Origin of the sequence: Nitrobacter sp. NHB1 (assembly GCF_036964665.1) — a bacterium.
Lineage (GTDB): Bacteria > Pseudomonadota > Alphaproteobacteria > Rhizobiales > Xanthobacteraceae > Nitrobacter.
Map to the genome: position 1 here is coordinate 145,724 of NZ_JBAMDA010000003.1, position 19,997 is coordinate 165,720.

The 19,997-nt window shown below is 58.2% G+C and carries 18 protein-coding genes, 6 pseudogenes and 1 other annotated feature; of the genes and pseudogenes, 17 read left to right on the plus strand and 7 right to left on the minus strand.

The window, feature by feature from the left end:
* Nucleotides 1-127 precede the first annotated feature (127 nt).
* From V4R08_RS16275 to V4R08_RS16290, 4 genes are all read left to right on the plus strand, one after another.
* Nucleotides 128-874: a methyltransferase domain-containing protein gene (locus tag V4R08_RS16275; protein ID WP_335580421.1), complete on the plus strand. Its 747-nt coding sequence runs from the start codon at nucleotides 128-130 to the stop codon at nucleotides 872-874.
* A gap of 105 nt (nucleotides 875-979) precedes the next feature.
* On the plus strand, nucleotides 980-1,318 hold the full coding sequence (locus V4R08_RS16280; protein WP_335580422.1) for a phosphoenolpyruvate carboxykinase (ATP): 339 nt from the start codon (nucleotides 980-982) through the stop codon (nucleotides 1,316-1,318).
* Between the two features lie 24 nt (nucleotides 1,319-1,342).
* A complete protein-coding gene (locus V4R08_RS16285) occupies nucleotides 1,343-1,708 on the plus strand; it encodes a DUF983 domain-containing protein (protein ID WP_335580423.1) in 366 nt (121 codons plus the stop codon).
* Between the two features lie 51 nt (nucleotides 1,709-1,759).
* Nucleotides 1,760-2,101, plus strand: coding sequence for a hypothetical protein (locus V4R08_RS16290; protein WP_335580424.1), 342 nt, complete (start codon nucleotides 1,760-1,762; stop codon nucleotides 2,099-2,101).
* Nucleotides 2,102-2,452: 351 nt separating this feature from the next.
* Here the strand turns inward: V4R08_RS16290 and V4R08_RS16295 are convergent, their stop codons facing one another.
* The 3 genes from V4R08_RS16295 to V4R08_RS16305 form a co-directional block, all read right to left on the minus strand.
* On the minus strand, nucleotides 2,453-2,788 hold the full coding sequence (locus V4R08_RS16295) for a DUF983 domain-containing protein (protein WP_335580425.1): 336 nt from the start codon (nucleotides 2,786-2,788) through the stop codon (nucleotides 2,453-2,455).
* Between the two features lie 207 nt (nucleotides 2,789-2,995).
* Entirely contained in the window at nucleotides 2,996-3,196 is a 201-nt protein-coding gene (locus V4R08_RS16300) for a hypothetical protein (protein ID WP_335580426.1), read from the minus strand.
* Nucleotides 3,197-3,322: 126 nt separating this feature from the next.
* A complete protein-coding gene (locus V4R08_RS16305) occupies nucleotides 3,323-3,643 on the minus strand; it encodes a helix-turn-helix transcriptional regulator (RefSeq protein WP_335580427.1) in 321 nt (106 codons plus the stop codon).
* 314 nt (nucleotides 3,644-3,957) lie between these two features.
* Between V4R08_RS16305 and V4R08_RS16310 the strand changes: the two genes are divergently transcribed.
* The 12 genes and pseudogenes from V4R08_RS16310 to V4R08_RS16365 all read left to right on the plus strand — a co-directional run.
* Complete coding sequence (locus V4R08_RS16310) at nucleotides 3,958-4,266, plus strand: hypothetical protein (protein ID WP_335580428.1); 309 nt, start codon at nucleotides 3,958-3,960, stop codon at nucleotides 4,264-4,266.
* Between the two features lie 100 nt (nucleotides 4,267-4,366).
* Complete coding sequence (locus V4R08_RS16315) at nucleotides 4,367-5,107, plus strand: spermidine synthase (protein WP_335580429.1); 741 nt, start codon at nucleotides 4,367-4,369, stop codon at nucleotides 5,105-5,107.
* A complete protein-coding gene (locus V4R08_RS16320; RefSeq protein ID WP_335580430.1) occupies nucleotides 5,107-6,297 on the plus strand; it encodes a beta-ketoacyl-ACP synthase in 1,191 nt (396 codons plus the stop codon). The genes V4R08_RS16315 and V4R08_RS16320 overlap by 1 nt, the downstream gene beginning before the upstream one ends.
* Before the next feature lie 59 nt (nucleotides 6,298-6,356).
* Nucleotides 6,357-7,628 carry a beta-ketoacyl-ACP synthase gene (locus V4R08_RS16325; protein ID WP_442935702.1) on the plus strand — a complete coding sequence of 424 codons (1,272 nt, stop codon included), beginning with the start codon at nucleotides 6,357-6,359 and terminating at the stop codon, nucleotides 7,626-7,628.
* A 764-nt stretch (nucleotides 7,629-8,392) separates the two neighbouring features.
* Nucleotides 8,393-8,548: a hypothetical protein gene (locus V4R08_RS16330; RefSeq protein ID WP_335580431.1), complete on the plus strand. Its 156-nt coding sequence runs from the start codon at nucleotides 8,393-8,395 to the stop codon at nucleotides 8,546-8,548.
* Between the two features lie 296 nt (nucleotides 8,549-8,844).
* Nucleotides 8,845-10,123: pseudogene (locus V4R08_RS16335) on the plus strand (IS256 family transposase).
* A 478-nt stretch (nucleotides 10,124-10,601) separates the two neighbouring features.
* On the plus strand, nucleotides 10,602-11,666 hold the full coding sequence (locus tag V4R08_RS16340) for an IS630 family transposase (protein WP_335580432.1): 1,065 nt from the start codon (nucleotides 10,602-10,604) through the stop codon (nucleotides 11,664-11,666).
* Nucleotides 11,667-11,807: 141 nt separating this feature from the next.
* Complete coding sequence (locus V4R08_RS16345) at nucleotides 11,808-12,236, plus strand: EF-hand domain-containing protein (protein ID WP_335580433.1); 429 nt, start codon at nucleotides 11,808-11,810, stop codon at nucleotides 12,234-12,236.
* A 39-nt stretch (nucleotides 12,237-12,275) separates the two neighbouring features.
* Nucleotides 12,276-12,377: pseudogene (locus tag V4R08_RS16350) on the plus strand (recombinase family protein); the annotation flags it as partial.
* Between the two features lie 174 nt (nucleotides 12,378-12,551).
* Nucleotides 12,552-13,856, plus strand: coding sequence for an MFS transporter (locus V4R08_RS16355; RefSeq protein WP_335580434.1), 1,305 nt, complete (start codon nucleotides 12,552-12,554; stop codon nucleotides 13,854-13,856).
* A gap of 67 nt (nucleotides 13,857-13,923) precedes the next feature.
* Nucleotides 13,924-14,064, plus strand: coding sequence for a hypothetical protein (locus V4R08_RS16360; RefSeq protein WP_335580561.1), 141 nt, complete (start codon nucleotides 13,924-13,926; stop codon nucleotides 14,062-14,064).
* A gap of 5 nt (nucleotides 14,065-14,069) precedes the next feature.
* Nucleotides 14,070-14,561, plus strand: a pseudogene (locus tag V4R08_RS16365) (IS5 family transposase); the annotation flags it as partial.
* 294 nt (nucleotides 14,562-14,855) lie between these two features.
* Here the strand turns inward: V4R08_RS16365 and V4R08_RS16370 are convergent.
* Together V4R08_RS16370 and V4R08_RS16375 are read right to left on the minus strand one after the other, a co-directional pair.
* Entirely contained in the window at nucleotides 14,856-15,887 is a 1,032-nt protein-coding gene (locus V4R08_RS16370; RefSeq protein WP_335580551.1) for an IS110 family RNA-guided transposase, read from the minus strand.
* 320 nt (nucleotides 15,888-16,207) lie between these two features.
* Nucleotides 16,208-16,462, minus strand: a pseudogene (locus V4R08_RS16375) (IS110 family transposase); the annotation flags it as partial.
* Nucleotides 16,463-16,513: 51 nt separating this feature from the next.
* Between V4R08_RS16375 and V4R08_RS16380 the strand changes: the two are divergent.
* Nucleotides 16,514-17,744 (plus strand): annotated as a pseudogene (locus V4R08_RS16380) (IS3 family transposase).
* Nucleotides 16,798-16,914 (plus strand) — a sequence feature (AL1L pseudoknot). Its footprint overlaps the pseudogene before it by 117 nt.
* 23 nt (nucleotides 17,745-17,767) lie before the next feature.
* Here V4R08_RS16380 and V4R08_RS16385 read toward each other — a convergent pair.
* A pseudogene (locus tag V4R08_RS16385) lies at nucleotides 17,768-18,328 on the minus strand (IS110 family RNA-guided transposase); the annotation flags it as partial.
* A gap of 85 nt (nucleotides 18,329-18,413) precedes the next feature.
* Nucleotides 18,414-19,730 (minus strand): group II intron reverse transcriptase/maturase, encoded by a 1,317-nt coding sequence (gene ltrA, locus V4R08_RS16390; RefSeq protein WP_335580552.1) that lies wholly within the window; start codon nucleotides 19,728-19,730, stop codon nucleotides 18,414-18,416.
* Nucleotides 19,731-19,997 lie beyond the last annotated feature (267 nt).

Below are 19,997 nucleotides of genomic sequence, written 5' to 3' on the forward strand. Positions count from 1 at the left end.
AGGCGTCTCTCCGACCTCGGATGGGCCGTCACCAAGAACCGACTAGACTTGGTTATGAGCATTAGCTATACATCTATTTAAAGTCGTTAGTCATGTCAAATGCATCATAATTAACGGGAACAAGCTTTTGAAGATTCTCGGTCGATTTAAAGGCAAGCTGGGCGACATCGCGATCTGGGAGAGCGAACGGACCGGCGACCGACTTTATCGCGAGGGAGAAATCTTTCAGAGCGAAAGCTCCGCAACTGGCGAGAGCCGGCTCCCATACGTCAAAATGATGGAAGTGTTCTTGGGCGACGCCAAGAATGTCCTTCTGCTAGGCTGTGGCGGAGGAAACCTCGCGACGATGCTTGTACGCTCTGGCAAGAACGTAACCGTCGTCGACCACAGCCCTATCAGCTTCGACCTCGCCAAGCGATTCTTCGGAATGCCAAAGGAAATTTCCTGCTTCGTTGCAGATTTCAGGGAGTATCTCGCGGCCGAGACGCGCAGCTTCGATGGGATAGCAGTTGACGTCGGCGGGCCCGGGTTTTGCTACGAAGAACAGTTCGATCCGGCAACCTGTCATTCGATCACGGCACGGCTGAGCCGCGGGGGACGCACCATCCTGAACATGCTTGTCGCGACCGACTTCGACGCGGCGCCTGACTTGATAGCAAGTGACTTGTCCGAAGACCACCTGAGTTCCTGGATATTCGACCAGCCGGGTCTTCTGAACCGGAATGTCCTTCTCGCCTGCCTGCCGAAAGGCCGCCGTACCGCGAACAAGCACTATATGGCGGAATTTTCCAGGACCACCGACGAACTTTGGACGCTTCGGCGTCCCCGTAGGCCTTCCCATCACAGCCAAACGGTTGTCGTCGAGATCGCATGAGCAAACTGATCAGAGCCTAGGGAGAAAATGAATGTTGGAACAGGGCATCCGCAATCCGGAATACGGGGCAGATAAATTTGGCTTCACGGATCTTGAGGCGGTCAATTGAAATTTGCTGGAGCCGGAACTGTACGAACGCGTCCCGGCGGAGAAGCTCAGCTCAGGCCCGACGGCGCGCTCTGCGCCGAGACCGGCCTACATACCGAACGCAGTCCGAAGGACAAGTATATCGTCTGCGACGACGTGACGGACGAGACCGTCTGGTGGGAAAACAACGGCAAGATGAGGCCGGCGCAATTCGCGCCTTTGTACCAAGATCAAGGCCGTCTTCACGACGATGCTACTTCTGCCAAATTCAAAGCGTCGTCCAGGCCGACGTCATGGCCATCGCGATGTACGCGTAAAGTTCGTGTGGAAATTCATCGGATCGGGCCGATTGCCTGATCGCCAACTATCGAGGTAGATCGAATGTCCGTCAGCGATTCATCCGTCTGGCCCGCGATCATTCGTGCGGTATCCGGAAGGTGTCCGGCGTGCGGCGGCGGCAAGTTCTTTAAAAGCTATTTGCGCCAAGTCGATAGGTGCTCGGTGTGCGGTGAAAGCTTCGGTCAGATCCATGCTGACGACGGGCCGGCGTGGTTGACCATCGGTATAGTGGGTCACGTTGTGGTGCCGATGCTTTTGTTTACCGAAACAAATTATCGCTCGCCGTTTTGGATTAGCATGACGGTTTGGCCCCTGACGGCATTGGCGCTGACATTGACGATCCTGCCGCGGGCGAAGGCCCTGTTTATTGCAGCAATCTGGGCGATGAAGGCTCCTGGGGTCGAATAAGGCATGGCAGACGAGGCCTAGGCGGACACGAAGAACATTGAACTCGCTTGAATGGCTGCTTCGCAGTACGACAACGGAAGCGTCGTTGCCGAACCTGCGTTACCAAAAGATCCATTCGATATGGCCGACACAGAGGACGCAACACAGAAGGATACGCCGATTCCATTTCCGCTGCTCGCTTCGGCTTATCTGCTTTTTTCTGCCTTGAGGCATCTTGCGGGTCCGGTCCGTCTGGTTTTTTCTGACAGCATCGTCTTCCTCGAAGCGGGTTCCGTGAGCGTGTTGCTGTCGCCCGGGCTGAAAATAGAACCTTCCAGGCCGCGAAGCCTTTGCCCGCTTCGCAAGAACCTTGATCCTCATTCCTCATTCCGACGTGCTTCATGTTTTGGATGATCGCGGCAAATTACGGAGCGGAGATCCCGTCCGCAGCGCCTATGGGTACGATCGGAGCCATGCTCCTGTTGGCTGGCAAACATCACCTGCCTAATTGTGCTGAGACTGGACATGCTTGCGCGTCAGGCGGGGCCCGTGCTCGCATGTCCGAAGTCATGCAATCACGAATGCCGCGATCATCATTGCTGCTTTGCTGATATGGGCGTCCGGACGTGCTGGCCGCCTGGGGATTTTATACACGAACGCGGACGCGGCGAAGCATGTTTGGCTCGCTGCGGACCACCGGATGCAGCACCTAAACGTTCAGACCGACGCCCGGAGCTATTCGTCGACGCGCGCGATGAGCTTCGCTTACGATGCCTTGTGGTGATACTGCAGCGAGATGAGGAGGCTCTTCAGCCCCCGCAGCGGCCAAAGCGTCACGATCAGGATCAACGGAATCCAAAGCGCCGCGTGAACCCAATATGGCGGCTGATATTTGACTTCTGTAATCAGGGCGGCGATGACGACGATAGCACCCGCGATCAATATGACGAATATGGTGGCGCCGTCGCCGACGTTCGCGAAGTTGAAATTCAGACCGCACGAATCACATTCGGGTTTCAACGTCACGAATCCGTCGAAGAGCTTTCCCTTGCCGCAGCGCGGGCATCGGCACATCAACCCAGTGGAATATGGTGAAGGCATCGTTGTGTGAATCCTCTTGTCAGTGATTTCCATATGCGCACATGTGATAGCCAACCCGTTCGAATGCGCGATATTATCTGCAACCGACCGAATTTGCCGTCCAGCGTTGCTAGAAGAATTCGAGCTGAAGCGAGGCAGTCGGGTCCATAGGCATCCGAGTCGAAAGACGTCACATAGGCGTTTCCATCGCTAGCGACTCCTGGTCCCTCAGGTATCCGACCGCAGCGTCGGCCAGGTCGGCATGGATCGTCCGTCGGCACCGAATTTCAGAATCAGCCGCTGGGTTATCAAGACGACCAATAAATCGCCGTCAGGCAAGAAGCCCAGACCGAACGGTCGACTTAGGACGTCGGCGACGATCGTAACCCTGCCATCCAGATCGATGCGGAAGACCTTTCCCGCGCGCACGTCGGATACCCATAGGGCACCCAAATGCCATCTAGGCGCCTTAATGCGCCTAAATCCGCTTGCAAGTACAATTGTCTTCAGCGCTTTCGTTATCTTCGATGGGAAAATCCATTTTTCCCCTTGTATTCATCGAGCGCGCTCCAGCGTCCGCGACGAGGAAGGCTTGGGTTGCTTTATATTCTTCATCTTTGGCTCCGTGACGTGTTCCCTTAACCGAACGCCTCGACCGCCAGCCAAGCTATGAACACCCGGATTGATCAACTCGATTCCCGCATTCTCCAAAGCTGAAACCAGCTTCATCAAGGAATCGACATTGCCACGGATGACACCGTCGCTTGCTTCCATGCGTTGAATGGTCGGGACTGAAAGATCCGCCAGTTCGGCTGTTTGCCGTTGATCTATATTCAGGAGCGCGCGGGCGGCTCTGAGTTGATTAGCGGAAATCATGAATTGGCGGCTCCGGTTCGACGCACATTGAATATATCTACACCATACGAACTGCCGTATCAAGCATCAATTTAAATACACAAGATATCATCCGAGATGCAGTATCAGACATCAGTCTACCGACCTCAATCGTATGAAACAACGTGTTAACATGCATTTTTAACTTTTAGCTTTGGTTTTTTCAGATTATGTTTTGGGGCTGAATACCTCGCGCTGGAAACAACGAAAGTGAATAGGTGGCGTTTGATCTCAGCCTTTGCCGCGCGCGGTAAGGGCCTTTCCATCGCATCTCTGCAGCCGTGAGGAGATGTTCTATGGACGTATTAATTGTTCTCACAATTGGGGAAGCGATCGCCGGTGCCATCGGCGGAATAATCATCGGCAGAAGGCTAGAGGACTCCAGTTTCGGCAATGTCGTTAATGCGTTCATTGGCGTCGTAGGCGGAGTCACAGTTGGCTATCTGCTGGCCATCACCTTGCCCGACCTTGCGATTCTAGTCAGCAAAGGCTCGTTGGGCGCCATCCTAGCCAGCAGCATCGGCGCGCTTGTTGGCGCGGGAGTTCTGATAGTCATTTGCGCGCTCGTGAAAGACAATGTTTGGGGCGCCACTAGGATCGACTGAGGCGTTGAACCTATGGCGCTCTTACTTTGTGGGGCAGATTCTCTCGGTCAAACCACATGTATGAAGTAAATTTTCTGATCGCGTCTGCCCGTGGGAGTGTTTGATTTTGAAGCTTTTGGGGCGTTACCAGGGAAGGAACGGGGAAATCGAGATCGTCGAGTGTTCGTGGGATGGCACGCGTGTGTATTTCGAAGAGGGTGTTAGGCAGAGCCAAGCGACGCCCGATGGCGAAAGCGTATTCACCTACGTGAAGCTCATGGACGAGTTGTTATATAAGTCGAAAAATATACTCGTCTTGGGGTGCGGTGGGGGAAATCTTGCGACAAAGCTGTCGCGTCTCGGAAAAAGACTGACCATCGTGGACATTAATCCGATCAGTTTTGTGCTCGCGCATAGGTATTTTGATCTGCCGGACGAACTGACGTGCATCGTCTCCGATTTTCGAAAATTCGTGTTCGATGACCGCGCTTACTACGACGGCATTGCGATCGACGTTGGTGGACCGGGGTTCCGTTTCACGGAAGAGTTTGATGCGGAGACCTGCGACGCCATGCGCGCTAGGCTGGCACCAGGTGGCCGGATCGTGATGAATGTGATGGTAGCAAACGACATTGATCCGACACCTGACCGGATCGCGGCCAAGCTCGCAGGCGAGGAACTGCGGACATGGATCGTCGATGAGCAATTCATCGAGGACCGCAATGCGGTCATCGCATGCCTCCCCGAGAAGACGATAGGTTCATGGGCAGCGCTAAATCGCGTGATGCGCCATAGCCATGAACAATGGGCGATCCGCCGAGGGCGATTGCGAAGCCGCGATCTTGCCTTTGGACCGCGCTGATGTCGCAGTTCCCGAAAGACCGGCGCGAGACGTGGATAACCGGCATCGGCATTATCTCGTCGCTGGGAGATGGCTTAGAGGCAACCTGGGAGGCCCTTCAGGAGGGTCGCGTCAATGTTGATCGGAAGACATATGCACCATGGTTGGTCCATCCTTTGCCACCGCTCGAATTGAATGCCCAAATTCCTAAGAAGGGTGACCAGCGCCAGATGGAGGCGTGGCAACGCATCGGCACGTATGCAGCCGGCCTGGCCCTGGATTCCGCGGGCATCAAGGGCGACCGGGAAATCCTGGCTCGGACCGACATGATCGTCGCTGCGGGCGGCGGTGAGCGTGACCTCGATGTCGACGCCGCGATTTTGACCTCACGTGCAGACGACAAGTCCGGAGCGCTTAACGAACGGCTGATGAACGACCTGCGCCCTACCCTGTTCCTCGCCCAGCTATCCAATTTGCTCGCCGGCAACATATCGATCGTTCACGGGGTGTCGGGTTCGTCACGAACCTTTATGGGCGAGGAAGCCGCCGGCGTCGACGCCGTCCGAATTGCATGGGCCAGGATTGCCTACGGACAGAGCGAAGTTGCCTTGGTCGGCGCAGCACACAACGGCGAGCGCAAGGAAATGCTGATGCTTTACGAATGCGGGGGCTTCAATCTCAAAACGGACTTCGCATCGGTCTGGTCGCGTAACGGCGCTGGCTTCGCCTTGGGATCGGGTGGCGTGTTTCTGGTGCTCGAGTCGAAAACGCATGCCGAGCGCCGATGCGCCAAGCCATTTGCAAGGCTCGTCAACGTCGTCTCCGGTCATTCCTCCCGATCTGTCCCGGGCGGAGTTGAAAACGTTCTGAAAGATCTCTGGGCGTCTCTGGCGGTTACGGAGAATGCAACCGCGATCTACACGGCTGCGACAGGCGCTGCGGACGCCACCGCGGAAGAGGCAGCCTTCCTGTCGACACAAGGAGATATCCCCGTTCGTGCGGTCGGTTCGTCCTTTGGACATCTTTGCGAAGCGCAATTTCCGTTGGCCCTGGCCCTTGCATCGTTGAGCCTATCCCGCAGCTCGTTGGTCCCTCCAAACGATACTTCCGGCCGGGAGACTGAGACCCATGAGATCCCGGCCCAGATAGTGACCCTCGGCGTTGGACATTGGCGTGGTGAAGGAATGGCGCTCGTCGAGGCCGTCTCATGACTGAGCTCCGGGAAACTGGGTTGGCGCCAACAAACCTGCACAGCACCGAGAAGATGGCAATGCGCAACGCTCACAACCGTCCTGTCGTCGTCGTTACTGGCATGGGAGTGATCACGTCGCTTGGTCAGGGCAAGACCGAAAATTGGGCGAAACTCACTGCCGGAGAGTCGGGAATAAGCACCATTCAGCGCTTCTCGACCCACGGATTGAAAACGCGCATCGCAGGCACCATCGACTTCGTCGAGGTTAAACCGTTCTCCTCGACGACTTTGGCCGAGCGCTTGGCCGATATCGCCGTTGAAGAGGCCATCGGCCAGTCAGAAATCGGAAGAAAGGGTGATTTCCCTGGTCCCCTGTTTCTCGGCTTGGCCCCTGTCGAAGTCGAGTGGCCGCAACGAGAAGAAATCGCACGGGCCTCCGGCGAGGCGGGCGCGCTAGATTACGACACACTGTTGCGAACGAGCGGCGGCGGACGTTTCGCGCAGATCCACACCCGCTATATGTTCGGCTCGGTTGCGGACCATCTTTGCGAGACCTTCGGCACAAAGGGATCGCCCATTTCGGTATCGACGGCCTGCGCGTCCGGCGCTACTGCGACCCAGCTCGGCGTCGAGGCAATTCGGCGCGGAGAAGCCGACGCCGCGCTATGCGTCGCGACCGACGGCTCCGTCAACGCCGAGGCCGTGGTGCGATTTTCCCTACTGTCCGCTTTATCTACTAATAATGACGATCCGCGCAGCGCGTCAAAGCCATTTTCAAAGAACCGTCAAGGATTTGTGATGGCTGAAGGCGCCGGCGCGCTGGTACTGGAGAGCTTGGAAGCCGCGCAATCGCGCGGCGCGAAGATCTTGGGCGTGATCGCCGGGTGCGGTGAATTGGCGGACACTTTCCATCGTACCCGTCCCAAGCCCGACGGGATTCCGATCGCCGATTGCCTCCGCAACGCTCTCGCCGATGCAGACATGACATTCGATCAGATTGACTACATCAATGCTCATGGAACCAGTACGCCTGAGAACGACAAGATGGAATACCTCGGTGCCGCCGCCGTGTTCGGCGATCATGCCCGCAAGATTCCCGTCTCATCCAACAAGTCAATGATCGGACACACCCTCTCGGCAGCCGGAATCATCGAAGCGGTATTCACCTTCCTTACGCTTGAGCACCAACGCATTCCGCCCACGATCAACTACGACATTCCGGATCCGGCAATCCCGTTCGACGTCGTGCCGCACAAGGCAAGAGATGCTCGCGTGGTGACAGGAATGTCGAATTCGTTCGGCTTCGGCGGCCAAAACGTCTCGCTTATCATGAGGCGGGAAGTGAACTGACCCGGTTCGATGACAATATCGGCCGCGGCCAAATCAAGCACTTGGCGCCATTATTTATTGACTCACCCGTGAAAGCATCAGGTAATTATGCCCCTGTCGCGACCCTTTTGCAGTCCATGGTTCTAGTGGTTGAAGACGATGAGGTGTTGCGCATTTGCGAAGCAGAAGTCATCGCCTACGCCGGTTTCACCCCCGGTCGAAGCGGCAAATGCCGACGAAGCGTTTGCGATATTGGAAAACCGCTCGGACACTGCGCTGCTTTACCCGGACATCCAAATGGACGGCTTAGACCTTGCGCGAACCGTCCATGACCGATGGCCGGCCATCGAGATCATTTTGGTGTCCGGACAGGTGGAAATGTCTGAGCGCGAAAGACCCGCCAACAGTCGCTCCTATTAGAAGCCGTTTGCCATGAAGTAGATGCTGGAAGGATTGCAAGTGATCATTTCATCTCGATGAACGGCGCGCTTTAACTTCACAAATCGACCAAGGCCCGTCTCGAATAGATATCATGATGCAATTGCAATGAGTGGCGATCGATCCAGACTCTTGAAGGTTGGAGAGTATGTCTATTGGGAAAGCCGCAAGGCAGATCGGGGCAAGATCGACTTGAGCGCCGTCAAGATACGTTGGGACAATTGGCTCACGAATTCGATTTGCCAAAACGACATGACCAACGTGGCATTGGCGCACGTGAAATCCTAAGCGTGGGTGTGAGCGGACTTACTTGGAGCTTATCACCGCGAAATCGAGCGAGATCATTTATGGCAATTCCGACGATTGAAAAGCGAGAGGAATACGTCGGCTACGCCGAGCATTGCGTGAAGCTGGCAAGACAAACAAATGATCCGGAATCCCGGCGCATTCTGCGAGAGATGGCCGCGGAATGGCTAAAACTGGTAGACAAGACCTACCACTAGCTGCGGCTTTGCTGATTGGCAGGGAGGCATTCGTGCAAGGTAGCCAACAGCGCGGCCGTAACGTGGTTTGGCGACGAGAAGCCCGGCAGCATTCGTCGTTTGCGAATCATTCGCGACAGGGACGCAAGCAGGAACGAACTGCAGAGGCGCAAAAACATGAGAATTCGATCGATCACGTGAGTATCCAACCTAACAGAGAGCTAAGGTGGAATCTGGGTGACGACGATTGATTGAAGGCGGCGTATCGAGGCGGGTGTCCAAGCCTGCCAGAACCTCCCTGAAAGGAGCGATACGCCATGTCGATAGATAGCACTGTCATTGCCTTCCGCCAGCCTGACGCCATCGACGATCCACTGACTGAACTTGCCCGCGAAGGTGCCCGCCGAATGTTGGCTCAGGTGCTGATTGCCGAAGCCGATGCCTTCGTCGCCATGTGGAAGGACGTAAAGTTGGCGGATGGTCGCGACCGCATCGTGCGTCACGGCCATGGTCCGCATCGCGCGATCCAGACCGGAGTCGGACCTGTCGAAGTCCGTCGCGCCAAGGTGCGCGATCGAGGCGACGTGGAGGCGGAGGAGAAAATTCGATTTCCCTCGGCAATCCTGCCGAAATGGGCGCGGCGGACGAAGAGCCTCGATGCGCTGTTGCCGGTTCTCTACCTACGCGGAGTGTCGACCGGCGATTTCCAGGAGGCCCTCGCTGCCCTATTAGGCAAGGACGCGCCGAACCTGTCGCCGGCCGTGATCTCGCGGCTGACGGCGGAGTGGCAGGCGGATTACGACGCCTGGCAGAAGCGCGATCTCTCGGCACGGCGATACGTGTACGTGTGGGCGGACGGGGTCTACCTTCAGGCCCGGATGGAAGATAACGCCGAGTGCATGCTGGTGCTGATCGGCGCAACGCCTGAAGGCAAGAAGGAACTTGTCGGCTTTCAGACTGGAGTCCGCGAGAGCGCGCAGAGCTGGCGTGAGCAGGCGTGAGCTGCTCATCGACATCAAGCAGCGTGGGCTCGAGATCGCGCCGGACCTCGCGGTCGGCGACGGTGCGCTCGGCTTCTGGAGGGCGATCGAGGAGGCCTTTCCCGCTACCCGGCACCAGCGCTGTTGGGTTCACAAGACGGCCAACGTGCTGAACAAGGTTGCGCTCTCGGTCCAGGTCAACATGAAGGCAGACCTTCGTGAGATTTACGGCGCGCCGACCCGCGCGGCAGCCGATGTCGCGATCGACGTATTCGCCGAAAAATACGGCGCCAAGTACGACAAGGCAGTTGTCTGCCTGACCAAGGACCGGGAAACTCTGCTTGCCTTCTTCGACTTCCCTGCCGAGCACTGGGACCATCTGCGCACGTCAAACCCGATCGAGAGCGTATTCGCGACAGTGCGTCATCGAACCGTGCGGACAAAGGGCGCGCTATCGGCAAAGACCGCCAAGCTCATGGTGTTCAAACTCGTCAATGCCGCCGCGAAAACATGGCGCCGATTGAACGGCGAGAACCAGTTGCCAAAGGTCGTTCAAGGCGTCAAATTCAAAAACGGAATCGAGGTCACTGAAATGCCGGCTCACCACGCCGCCTGATCAACCTCGTCACCCAAAATCCCGCATAGCTCGCCCTCCCAAGCCGCAGCCGTCAAAATCCTGATGCTGGGCAAGCCAGCCTATCAGCAGCCGTAGAAGCAAAGAAATCGACGGTCACTCGTTAATGGACGCGACCCATCATTGGTCCTTGGTCTCCCATGTGGCGGGATATCGACGTTCCGGGGCGGCCTGTATAGTGATGTCCTCCGGACGCTTTTTCCCGGACACGCGGACCTTATCCTCCTTACCCATGTGATGGCACTTCGGTCTTGGGCCCACCTGATACCCGCTCTGCTCATCGGTGCTCTGCGCAATGACCGGAACGATCCGCGAATTGCTGCGCTGGCCGGTATCCGCATTCTTTCATGGCCGATTCTCCTTTTTGAGAGGAGAGATTGCAAACGACCGCTCATCGCTCGGCATTGAGCTGCACTAGTACCTCCTTTTCTTAGAAGGTGAGTCGTGATTCAAGATCGGGATGATCCCCGAAGCAAGAGAAGTTCGCCTTTCGAGGAAAGATCGCAATATGCTTGAGGCATGTTGTCGCTCACCGGTGACGTTGCAGCGCGATTTGAAGCGAGCGCGGATAGTTCTGTTGGCGGCGGACGGGCGCAGCACCCGCTCGATCGCCAAAGAAGTCGGGGTCCAGCCGCGGATTGTCAGCCTTTGGCGGCACCGCTATGCCAATCATGGCCTTGAAGGGCTGCAAGACAAGCCGCGACCCGGCAAGCAGCCGATCTATACGAAGGCTACCGACAAGCGGATTCTGAAGCTGCTGGACAAGCCGCCGCCGCAAGGGTTTGCGCGCTGGACCGGCCCTCTGCTGGCCGGGGCGCTGGGCGATGTTGACGTCCAATATGTCTGGCGGTTCCTGCGCAGCCACAAGATTGATCTCGCGGCTCGCAAGTCCTGGTGTGAGAGCAACGACCCGAACTTTACGGCCAAAGCCGCCGATGTTGTTGGCCTTTACGTCGCCCCGCCCGCAAAGGCCATCGTGCTATGCGTGGACGAGAAGCCTTCGATCCAGGCATTGGAGCGAGCGCAGGGTTATCTGAAGTTACCAAATGGCCGCGCCTTGACCGGCCAGAGCCACGATTACAAGCGGCATGGCACTACAACATTGTTTGCGGCCCTCGAAGTTGCCACCGGAAAGATCATCGCGGCTCATTCAAAACGCCGTCGCCGCGTCGAGTTTCTTGACTTCATGAACAGCGTCACCGCAGCCTTTCCGGACCGAAAGCTTCACGTCATCCTCGACAACCTCAACACCCACAAGAAAAACGAGCACTGGCTCAAGACCCACCCCAACGTGCAATTTCATTTTACGCCGACAAGCGCGTCCTGGCTCAATCAGGTCGAGGTATGGTTCTCGATATTACAGGGCCAGTCGCTTAGCGGAGCCTCCTTCACAAGCCTCAAGCAGCTTCAGGAGCACATCGATGCCTACGTCAACGCGTACAACGACAAAGCCGAGCCCTTCGTCTGGACCAAGAAAAAGGTCCGTCAACGTCGCTTCCAAGGCCGCCGTATCACTCAGCTATGATTCCGGGTACTAGTCTAACAAACCAACCTTTGCCCTCCGCACCTCAGCGCGATCGCTCGCACAGTGCATATTGATTTGCCTCAAGCCGAACTCGGACCAGAAGAGCACCGTTGCTCCTCCAGACTGACATCGGAGAATACCATGCGACGCCCAACCATTACTGCAGCACTGCTGCTTACTGCCTTGTGCTATCCCGCATTCGCTCAACCAACAGCCGATCACGAGGCCCATCATCCGCCACAGGATCAAGTACCAGCGTCCACGCAAGCAACATCCCCTGCAGGCCAGCCTGGGCGGATGATGGGCAGCGGAGATATGATGGGAGGGATGATGGGTCGAGGTAAGGGTCGCGCCATGATGGGCGGTGACGCGATGGGACCCTCTATCATGTTCCGCATGATGTTTGCGCTGATGGACGCCGATGGTGATGGGACGATCTCACTGCCGGAGTTTCAAGTCGCTCACGAACGAATTTTCAAGGCGATGGATAGTAACAAGGACGGCAAGCTCACTATGGAAGAGATGCTAGCGTTCATGCACGGAACCAGGAGCTCGGTTCCGCAACAGTAGAGCTCCATCAAGACCGCTACACTGCGATCTCGATGGGCCGGCCGCCTGACGCTTAACGTGCTGCTGTCCTTTGCCCAATTCGAGCGGGAGGTCACCTCCGAGCGCATCCGCGACAAGATCACCGCCTCCAAACGCAAGGGACGGCGGCCCGCCTGGCCAAGATGGCTTATGTCCATCACCAATTTTACCAAGCGATGGTGCAATTGAACCACAATTGTATTGCCTCATAGTCCTACTGTTGGAGTTCCGAGGATGGAAACGGCAGCAACCGCAAATCTCGTTCCGGTCGATGGCGAGCCTGAATCGGGGTAAGGCATGGCGAGATCTGGCAATCTGTCCGTCCTGCTCATCACCACCTGGGCCTTCACCGTCTGCTTCGCCGTCTGGATGATGTTTGGCGTGATCGGCATTCCGATCCGCGCGCAGCTTGGGCTTGGTTCCACCGAGTTCGGTCTCCTCACGGCGACGCCCGTTCTCACCGGTGCGATATTTCGTTTGCCGCTGGGCATCTGGACTGACCGCTTCGGCGGGAGGATCATCATGCTGCTGTTGCTGATCGTCTGCGCGATCCCGCTTTGGCTGTCCTCCTATGCGACCGCGCTTTGGCAGTTTCTGCTGCTCGGATTGGCGCTGGGCCTCGTCGGCGCGTCGTTTTCGGTCGGCACCCCCTATGTCGCGCGCTTCTTTCCCAAAGAGCGCCGGGGCTTTGCAATGGGCTTCTTCGGCGCGGGCACGGTCGGCGCGGCGCTCAACATGTTCGTCGCCCCGTGGCTGATCGATGCCTATGGCTGGCAGATGGTGCCCAAGGTCTATGCCGTCGCGCTGCTGATCACTGCCTTTTTCTTTTGGGCGTTGTCCAAGCCCGATCCCGGCGTCGGCGGTCCAGTAGCATCGATGTGGCAACAATTGTCCGTGCTGCGCAATCCGCGCGTCTGGAAATACTGCCAATACTACTCGATCGTGTTCGGTGGCTTCACCGCGCTGTCGATCTGGATGCCGCAATATTTCAAGACGGAATACGGCTTCACCATCGCACAGGCTTCGCTGCTGGCCGCGTGCTTCTCGCTTCCCGGCGGCGCTTTCCGCGCCTTCGGCGGCTGGTTGTCGGACCGCTTCGGGGCCCACAATGTTACGTGGTGGGTGTTGTGGGCGGCCTGGGTCTGCCTGTTTCTGCTGTCCTATCCCAAGACCGACCTGATCGTGCACACGGTCAGCGAGCCGCTGAGTTTCCGCATCGCTTTGCCGTCGTGGTTCTTCACAATGCTCCTCTTCACGCTCGGCATCGCCTTTGCCTGCGGCATGGCTTCGACGTTCAAATACATCGGCGACGACTTCCCCGACAGCATGGGAGCGGTATCCGGCATTGTCGGCATGGCGGGTGGTCTTGGCGGCTTTTTGCTGCCGATCACGTTCGGCGCGATTCTGGACTGGCTCGGCTTTAATTCAAGCTGCTTCATGCTGCTGTACGGCATCATCTGGGTGTCGCTGACCCTCAACTATTTGACCGAGGTCCGGCGAGCGCCGGTCATGGGCGAAAGAATCCGATCGGCAGAGGCCGACCAAGCTCTATCAAATAAAAGCCTGAACAGCGTTGACACCGGAAGGCGCGAACTAACATAGATATTCTTCGAAAGACACCAGTTCGGGTCCTGCCGATCAGGCCTCGCACGGAAGTAGTTACAGGCTCATGGCAGGAAAAGGAGGCGTTGTCTGGCGGGATGAAGCCGGCGCCAGCGTGAAGACGCTCGATTGCGAGCCCCGCGCGAGCATCTGGCGACGCATTGCCGCCGCTATGATCGGCCTGTTGCCGATCGAGTCCCAGTTGTAGAGGCACAGGCTGGTCCGAGTGGCGGTCGGCGACCATTTCCATTGGCCGTGATGCTACGGATTTATTGCTTGCAGCAGTGGTACAACCCCTCTGATCCTGGCGCGGAAGAAGTCCTTTACGACATTTGCTCGATGCGCACGTTCGCGGGTCTGGAGCTCCGCCGCGACACAATTCCCGATGAGACGACCATCTTGAACTTCCGGCATCTGCTGGAGCGTCACGAATTGACGAAGGCGATATTCGTCGCGATTGCAGAGTTTCTGGAGACTCGCGGTGCTCTGCTGCGTGGCGGCACCATCATCGACGCGACGCTGATCGCGGCATCGCCATCGACGAAGAACAAGGCACAGAAGCGCGACCCCGAGATGCGCTCATCGAAGAAGGGCAACCAGTGGTACTTTGGCATGAAGGCCCACATCGGTGTCGATGCGACAAGCGGGCTCGTGCACACCGCGGGCGTGACCACAGGCAGTGTGCATGACGCCAAGGTCATGGACATGTGTGGACGTATATGGACCCCGCCCGATTGCAACAGGTTGGACGGATCAGGATCACAGGTCACAACTACTGACGTATATCCGGCTTCCTGATGCGGCTTGACCAATCTTCGCCGCGAGCCTCGATGGATTTTCGCCCGCTTCCACCTCAATGCCCCGGAGGCATTGGCTAAGCCATGCCGGTCCACACATCAGGTTCGGGAAGCGACGTGGTGACTGTTTCGCTATCTCCTGCCATTTGCTGCAATTGCTGGGGTGAGACCTCCTTCTCTTTCTTCCGTTTGCGGCTTTGCCTCAGGCTACCGTCACTGACATCGCCGGTTCGTAGGATACATTGCCGGAAAGCATGGCCCACACGATGCGGGCATTCTTGTTGGCGAGCGCGACAGCCGCAACATTGGGATGTCGCCGCTGCCGCAATTTGCCGAGCCAGAGGCTTCGAGGATCTTGTTTGCCGCCGGCTCGACCCAAAGCGGCGCGAGCGCCATGGATCATCAGGGTGCGTAAATAACGGTCGCCGCGCTTGCTGATGCCGAACAAACGAGCTCGCCCTCCACTCGATCGCTGCCTCGGCACCAAGCCCAGCCATGCGGCAAACTGGCGGCCATTTCTGAAGCACGTTCTGTCCCCCACGGCAGCAATCAATGCCGTCGCCGTCACAGGGCCAATACCTTCGATTTTGCCCAAGCGCTGGCATTGCTCGCTGTTGCGGAAGATTTCCCGTATCCGTCGATCATAGGATGTTATTCGCTGATCGAGTTCAGCCATCTCGACTTGCAATTCCCGCATGAGCGACCGAACCAGGCCGCTGAGCCCGTCATCGCTGCTCCCGACAATATTCGCGAGGCCGCGTCGTAACTGCGTAATGTCACGGGCGATGACAATTCCATGCTCGGAAAGAAGACCGCGAATCTGATTGACGAGCCTGACCCGGTCCGCGACTAGACGCCGGCGAATGCGATGAACGGCTTGCACCGCCAACTGATCCACCGATTTCGGCGGCACGAAGCGCATTGATGGTCGGCCGACGGCTTCACATATGGCTTCCGCGTCGTTTCGGTCGTTTTTGTTGGATTTCACGTACGGTGTCACGAACTGCGGGCTGATCAACCGCACTTGGTGGCCGAACTCAGTGAGCACTCTTGTCCAGTAATGCGCACCGTTCGAGGCTTCCATGCCGACCAGGCACGGTGGCAAGTTGGCAAAGAAGTGGGCTACCGCATTGCGACGCAGCGTCTTGCGCACGACGACTTTCCCGTGGCTGTCGACGCCATGAACCTCAAATACGTATTTCGCAAGATCCAGACCTATCCGAACGACCTGCATGACATCCTCCTTCATCGCAGTTGACGCTCGAGATTTCACCTCGCCGCGAGGGCGGGGTCCATACCATTGCCCCCGTTGAAGCAAGCTGAATCTTTGGAAAGTAAATGGCGTGCGGATCGGGTGCTGACATGTGTCCGGCCTCTGCTGCGGCGATCGCATGCCGCGGGCCCGTATGGGAGTTCGCGGATCGGTTCCAAAACAACCTGGCGCGCTCGAGACGCTTGTCCATGAACTGGTTTTCCCGATCCCGTCTCACGACCGTTGCGCCATACTCTCCTTCAACCTCAGCCTGCTCCACGGCACCCCACGACGTTAGCGGCTTACGCCACCACCGCCGGAGCTCGGTAGACCCCGCCATGGGCGAGCAACGCCCAGACTGTTCGGGCCATCTTGTTAGCCAGCGCGACCCGCACCAGCATCGGCGGCTTGCGCGCCATCATGCTGGCCAGCCACGATCCCGGCACGGGACCTTTGCGGGATGCCCAACTGGCAATTGCGCTCGCCCCAATGATGAGCAGACGTCGCAGCGTTCGTTCTTCCATCCGAGAGGTTCGACCCAGCCGTTCCTTGCCGCCGTGAACCGCGCCGGATTTGCCGGAGGCTCCCACTCCTGAGAGGATGGAGCCATGACGAGCAAGACGACGAACAAGTTTTCACTGGAGGTTCGAGCCCGTGCGGTTCGGATGGTTTTGGATCACGGCAGCGAGTATCCGTCTCGCTGGGCGGCGATTGAAGCGATAGCGCCCAAGATTGGCTGTTCCGGCCATACCCTGCTGGAATGGGTGAAGAAGGCGGAGCTCGACAGCGGCAAGCGAGCGGGCGTCCCGACGGACGTGGCGGAGAAGCTGAAGGCACTCGAGCGGGAGAACCGCGAGCTTCGGCAGGCCAATGAGATCCTGCGCAAGGCGAGCGCTTATTTTGCGACGGCGGAGCTCGACCGCCGGTCCAAGCCATGATCGCCTTCATCGACGATCATCGCGAGGCGCACGGGGTCGAGCCGATCTGCAAGGTCTTGCCGATCGCCCCCTCGACCTACTACGCCGATGTGGCCAGACGGCGCGATCCGGCCAGGCTGTCGGCACGCGCCAGGCAGGACGCCGTCATGAAGATCGAGGTTCGGCGCGTGTTCGATGAGAACTTCCGGGTCTATGGCGTGCGCAAGGTCTGGCGGCAGCTCAAACGCGAAGGCTTCGATGTTGCCCGTTGCACGGTGTCGCGACTAATGCGGACCATGGGCTTGCAAGGAGTTATCCGCGGTAAGTCCGTCAAGACCACGATCAGCGACAAGACTGCGTCATGTCCGCTGGATCACGTCAATCGCCAGTTCAAGGCGCCACGGCCGAATGTCCTCTGGCTCTCCGACTTCACCTATGTCGCGACCTGGACCGGCTTTGTTTATGTCGCCTTCGTTATCGACGCCTATGCCCGCCGGATTGTCGGCTGGCGAGCGTCGCGCACGGCACACGCCGGCTTCGTGCTCGATGCGCTGGAGCAGGCCCTGCATGATCGGCGGCCGGTCCATCGCGGCGGGCTCGTGCACCACAGCGACAGGGGCAGCCAATACGTATCCATTAAATACACCGAGCGTCTGGCTGAAGCCGGCATCGAACCGTCTGTCGGCAGTGTCGGAGATTCCTATGACAACGCTCTCGCCGAAACCATCAACGGTCTCTACAAGGCCGAGGTGATCCATCGGCGCGGGCCATGGCGCAGCTTCGAGGCCGTCGAGTCGCCACTCTCGAATGGGTCGACTGGTTCAACAACCGCAGGCTTCTGGAGCCCATCGGAAACATCCCGCCGGCCGAAGCCGAGCAACGCTACTACGCCATGCTGGAACAATCAGGCATGGCCGCGTAACTTAAACCAAACGGCCTCCAGCAAACCCGGGGCGGTTCACCGCTGGAGTGTTGCACTGGCGTAAGACCCAGCCATGCGGCAAAGTCGCGCCCTCGTCGGAAGGTCGCGGCCGATGGTGCCAGCGCGACCAGGGCCGTTGCGGTGATCGCCCCGACACCAGGAATGGTCATTAACCGCCTCGCGACCGGATCCTCCTTCGCGCGCCGCACGATCTCGGCATCAAGCACCGACACCCGATCATTGAGCGCACGGAGTTCGGCGATGATAACGCCAAGGATGATACGGGCTGGCTCCAGGAGGTTGACCGGATCCTCCACGATCGCAATAAGCCGCCCGACATGCATCGGACCCTGCGCGACGACCATGCCGAACTCGGTCATATGGCCTCGAAGCGCATTGATCAGCTGGGTTCGCTGTCGGACCAGCAGATCGCGGGTGCGAAAGACCAGCGCCGATGCCTGCGCAAGCTCGCTCTTCACGGGCACGAACCGCATCGTCGGTCGCTGCGCTGCCTCGCAGATCGCCTCGGCATCCGCCATGTCATTCTTCTGGCGCTTCAGTAGAGTCGAGGAGAGGCGCGGTGGCGCGTTTATGCACGCTCCGTTTCCTCTCCCCGCTCATCAAACCGGACGTGCAGTTTTCCCGCATCCGGCTTTCCGACAGGCTTCATCACGGGGCACACGTCGGCGACACTTTACGCACGCGGTTCAGCACAAGCACGCCAGGGTTCCCATAGATCTCGCGAGAAAACCGTCTGACGCCCCGGCCGGGCGTATTATGTCGTCTGCGCAGAAAGGCGAGCACGCGGTCGAAGACGTGTCGGTCAACGGCCTGATGGGCCGTGGCCAGAGAGCCATAGCTGAAGTAAGCGGACCAGCCGCCCAGAAGGCGGTTCAGTCGTGCTCGCACTTCAGGCCATGCGCCCTTGTTGCCCGGCGTCAGCAGCTCGCTAACCTTCCTCTTGATCCGCAGCACACTTTTCTTGGACGGAGCCGCGCCAAGATACCACCGTCCCCCATTCGGGAAACGGCGGGGTCCCAGCGTGTATCCAAGGAAATCGAAGCTTTCCAATCGGGCGTTCTTCACCGAGGTTTTCGCCTCGTTGAGTGTCAACCCGAGCTTTGTCATCACTGCTTTCGTCCACGTCAATGCCTTCTCCGCGTAGCCGCGGCTGAGAATGACGAAGTCGTCTGCATAGGAGATGACGTGCGCACGGAATGCTTCACGCCGACCGCTGAGATGCCAATGCTTCAGAAAACGGTTCATGTAGATGACAGAGAGCAGCGGACTGATGACACCGCCCTGTGGCGTGCCACGCTTGTTGCTCTTACCGCCACTCATGCGCCGTTTCCCGTTGCTATCCCGTTCCTCGACTGGTGCTTGCAGCCACAACTTGATCAGCCGCAACACATTCCGGTCAACGATGCGCTGGGCCACCGATTTGAGGAGGTCCGAGTGCGGAATCGTGTCGAAGTATTTCGACAAATCGGCGTCAACAACGTCCGTGTAGCCCCGACAAACAAGCCGGTGCACTTCCTTGACTGCATCGACCGCGCTACGACGCGGGCGATATCCATAAGCGCCGTCCTCAAAATCCGCCTCGAAGATCGGCTCCAGCACGATCTTTGCGGCAGCTTGGACGACCCAGTCCCGGATTGTTGGGATACCGAGTGGACGTCCGCCGCCGCCGGGCTTCGGGATCATCACCCGCCGCACCGGATCGGGTCGGTAAGTCTTCGTGACGAGTTCATCGCGCAGGCCGGCCAACCATGCTTCGAGTCCCGACGCGTCGATTTGCTCGAAAGTTATTCCGTCCACTCCTGCCGCACCCGCGTTGGCGCGGGCCAGCTTGTAGGCATGGCTCAGAATGTCCTCGCGGCAGACCTTGTCGTACAGAACGTAGAAGCGGAAAGCAGGCTCCGCCTTCGCTTTGCAATAAAGCTTTCTCTGAAGGCTCCTGATCTTATCGGGTGTTTCAAGGCTCATCGCCAATCTACCCTTTCCCTCGCCATCTTCAAAAGCGCACCTGAAGTCAGGGTCCTTTCCTCCGCCGGAATTACCCGGCTTCGTCGGTACTATGACCCTGTCCGACTCCCGTCCGGTCCATCGACTACTCGATGCTGAAGCCGCGACCTTCGACCAAGACGGGTCTCCCCCGATTACCCGCACTACCTTTCCAGCGTGCCGTGCCCATTACCCCGGTGAACCAGACAGGTGCATGCGTCGATTGCTTCCCTGTCCGCACGGCCTTCC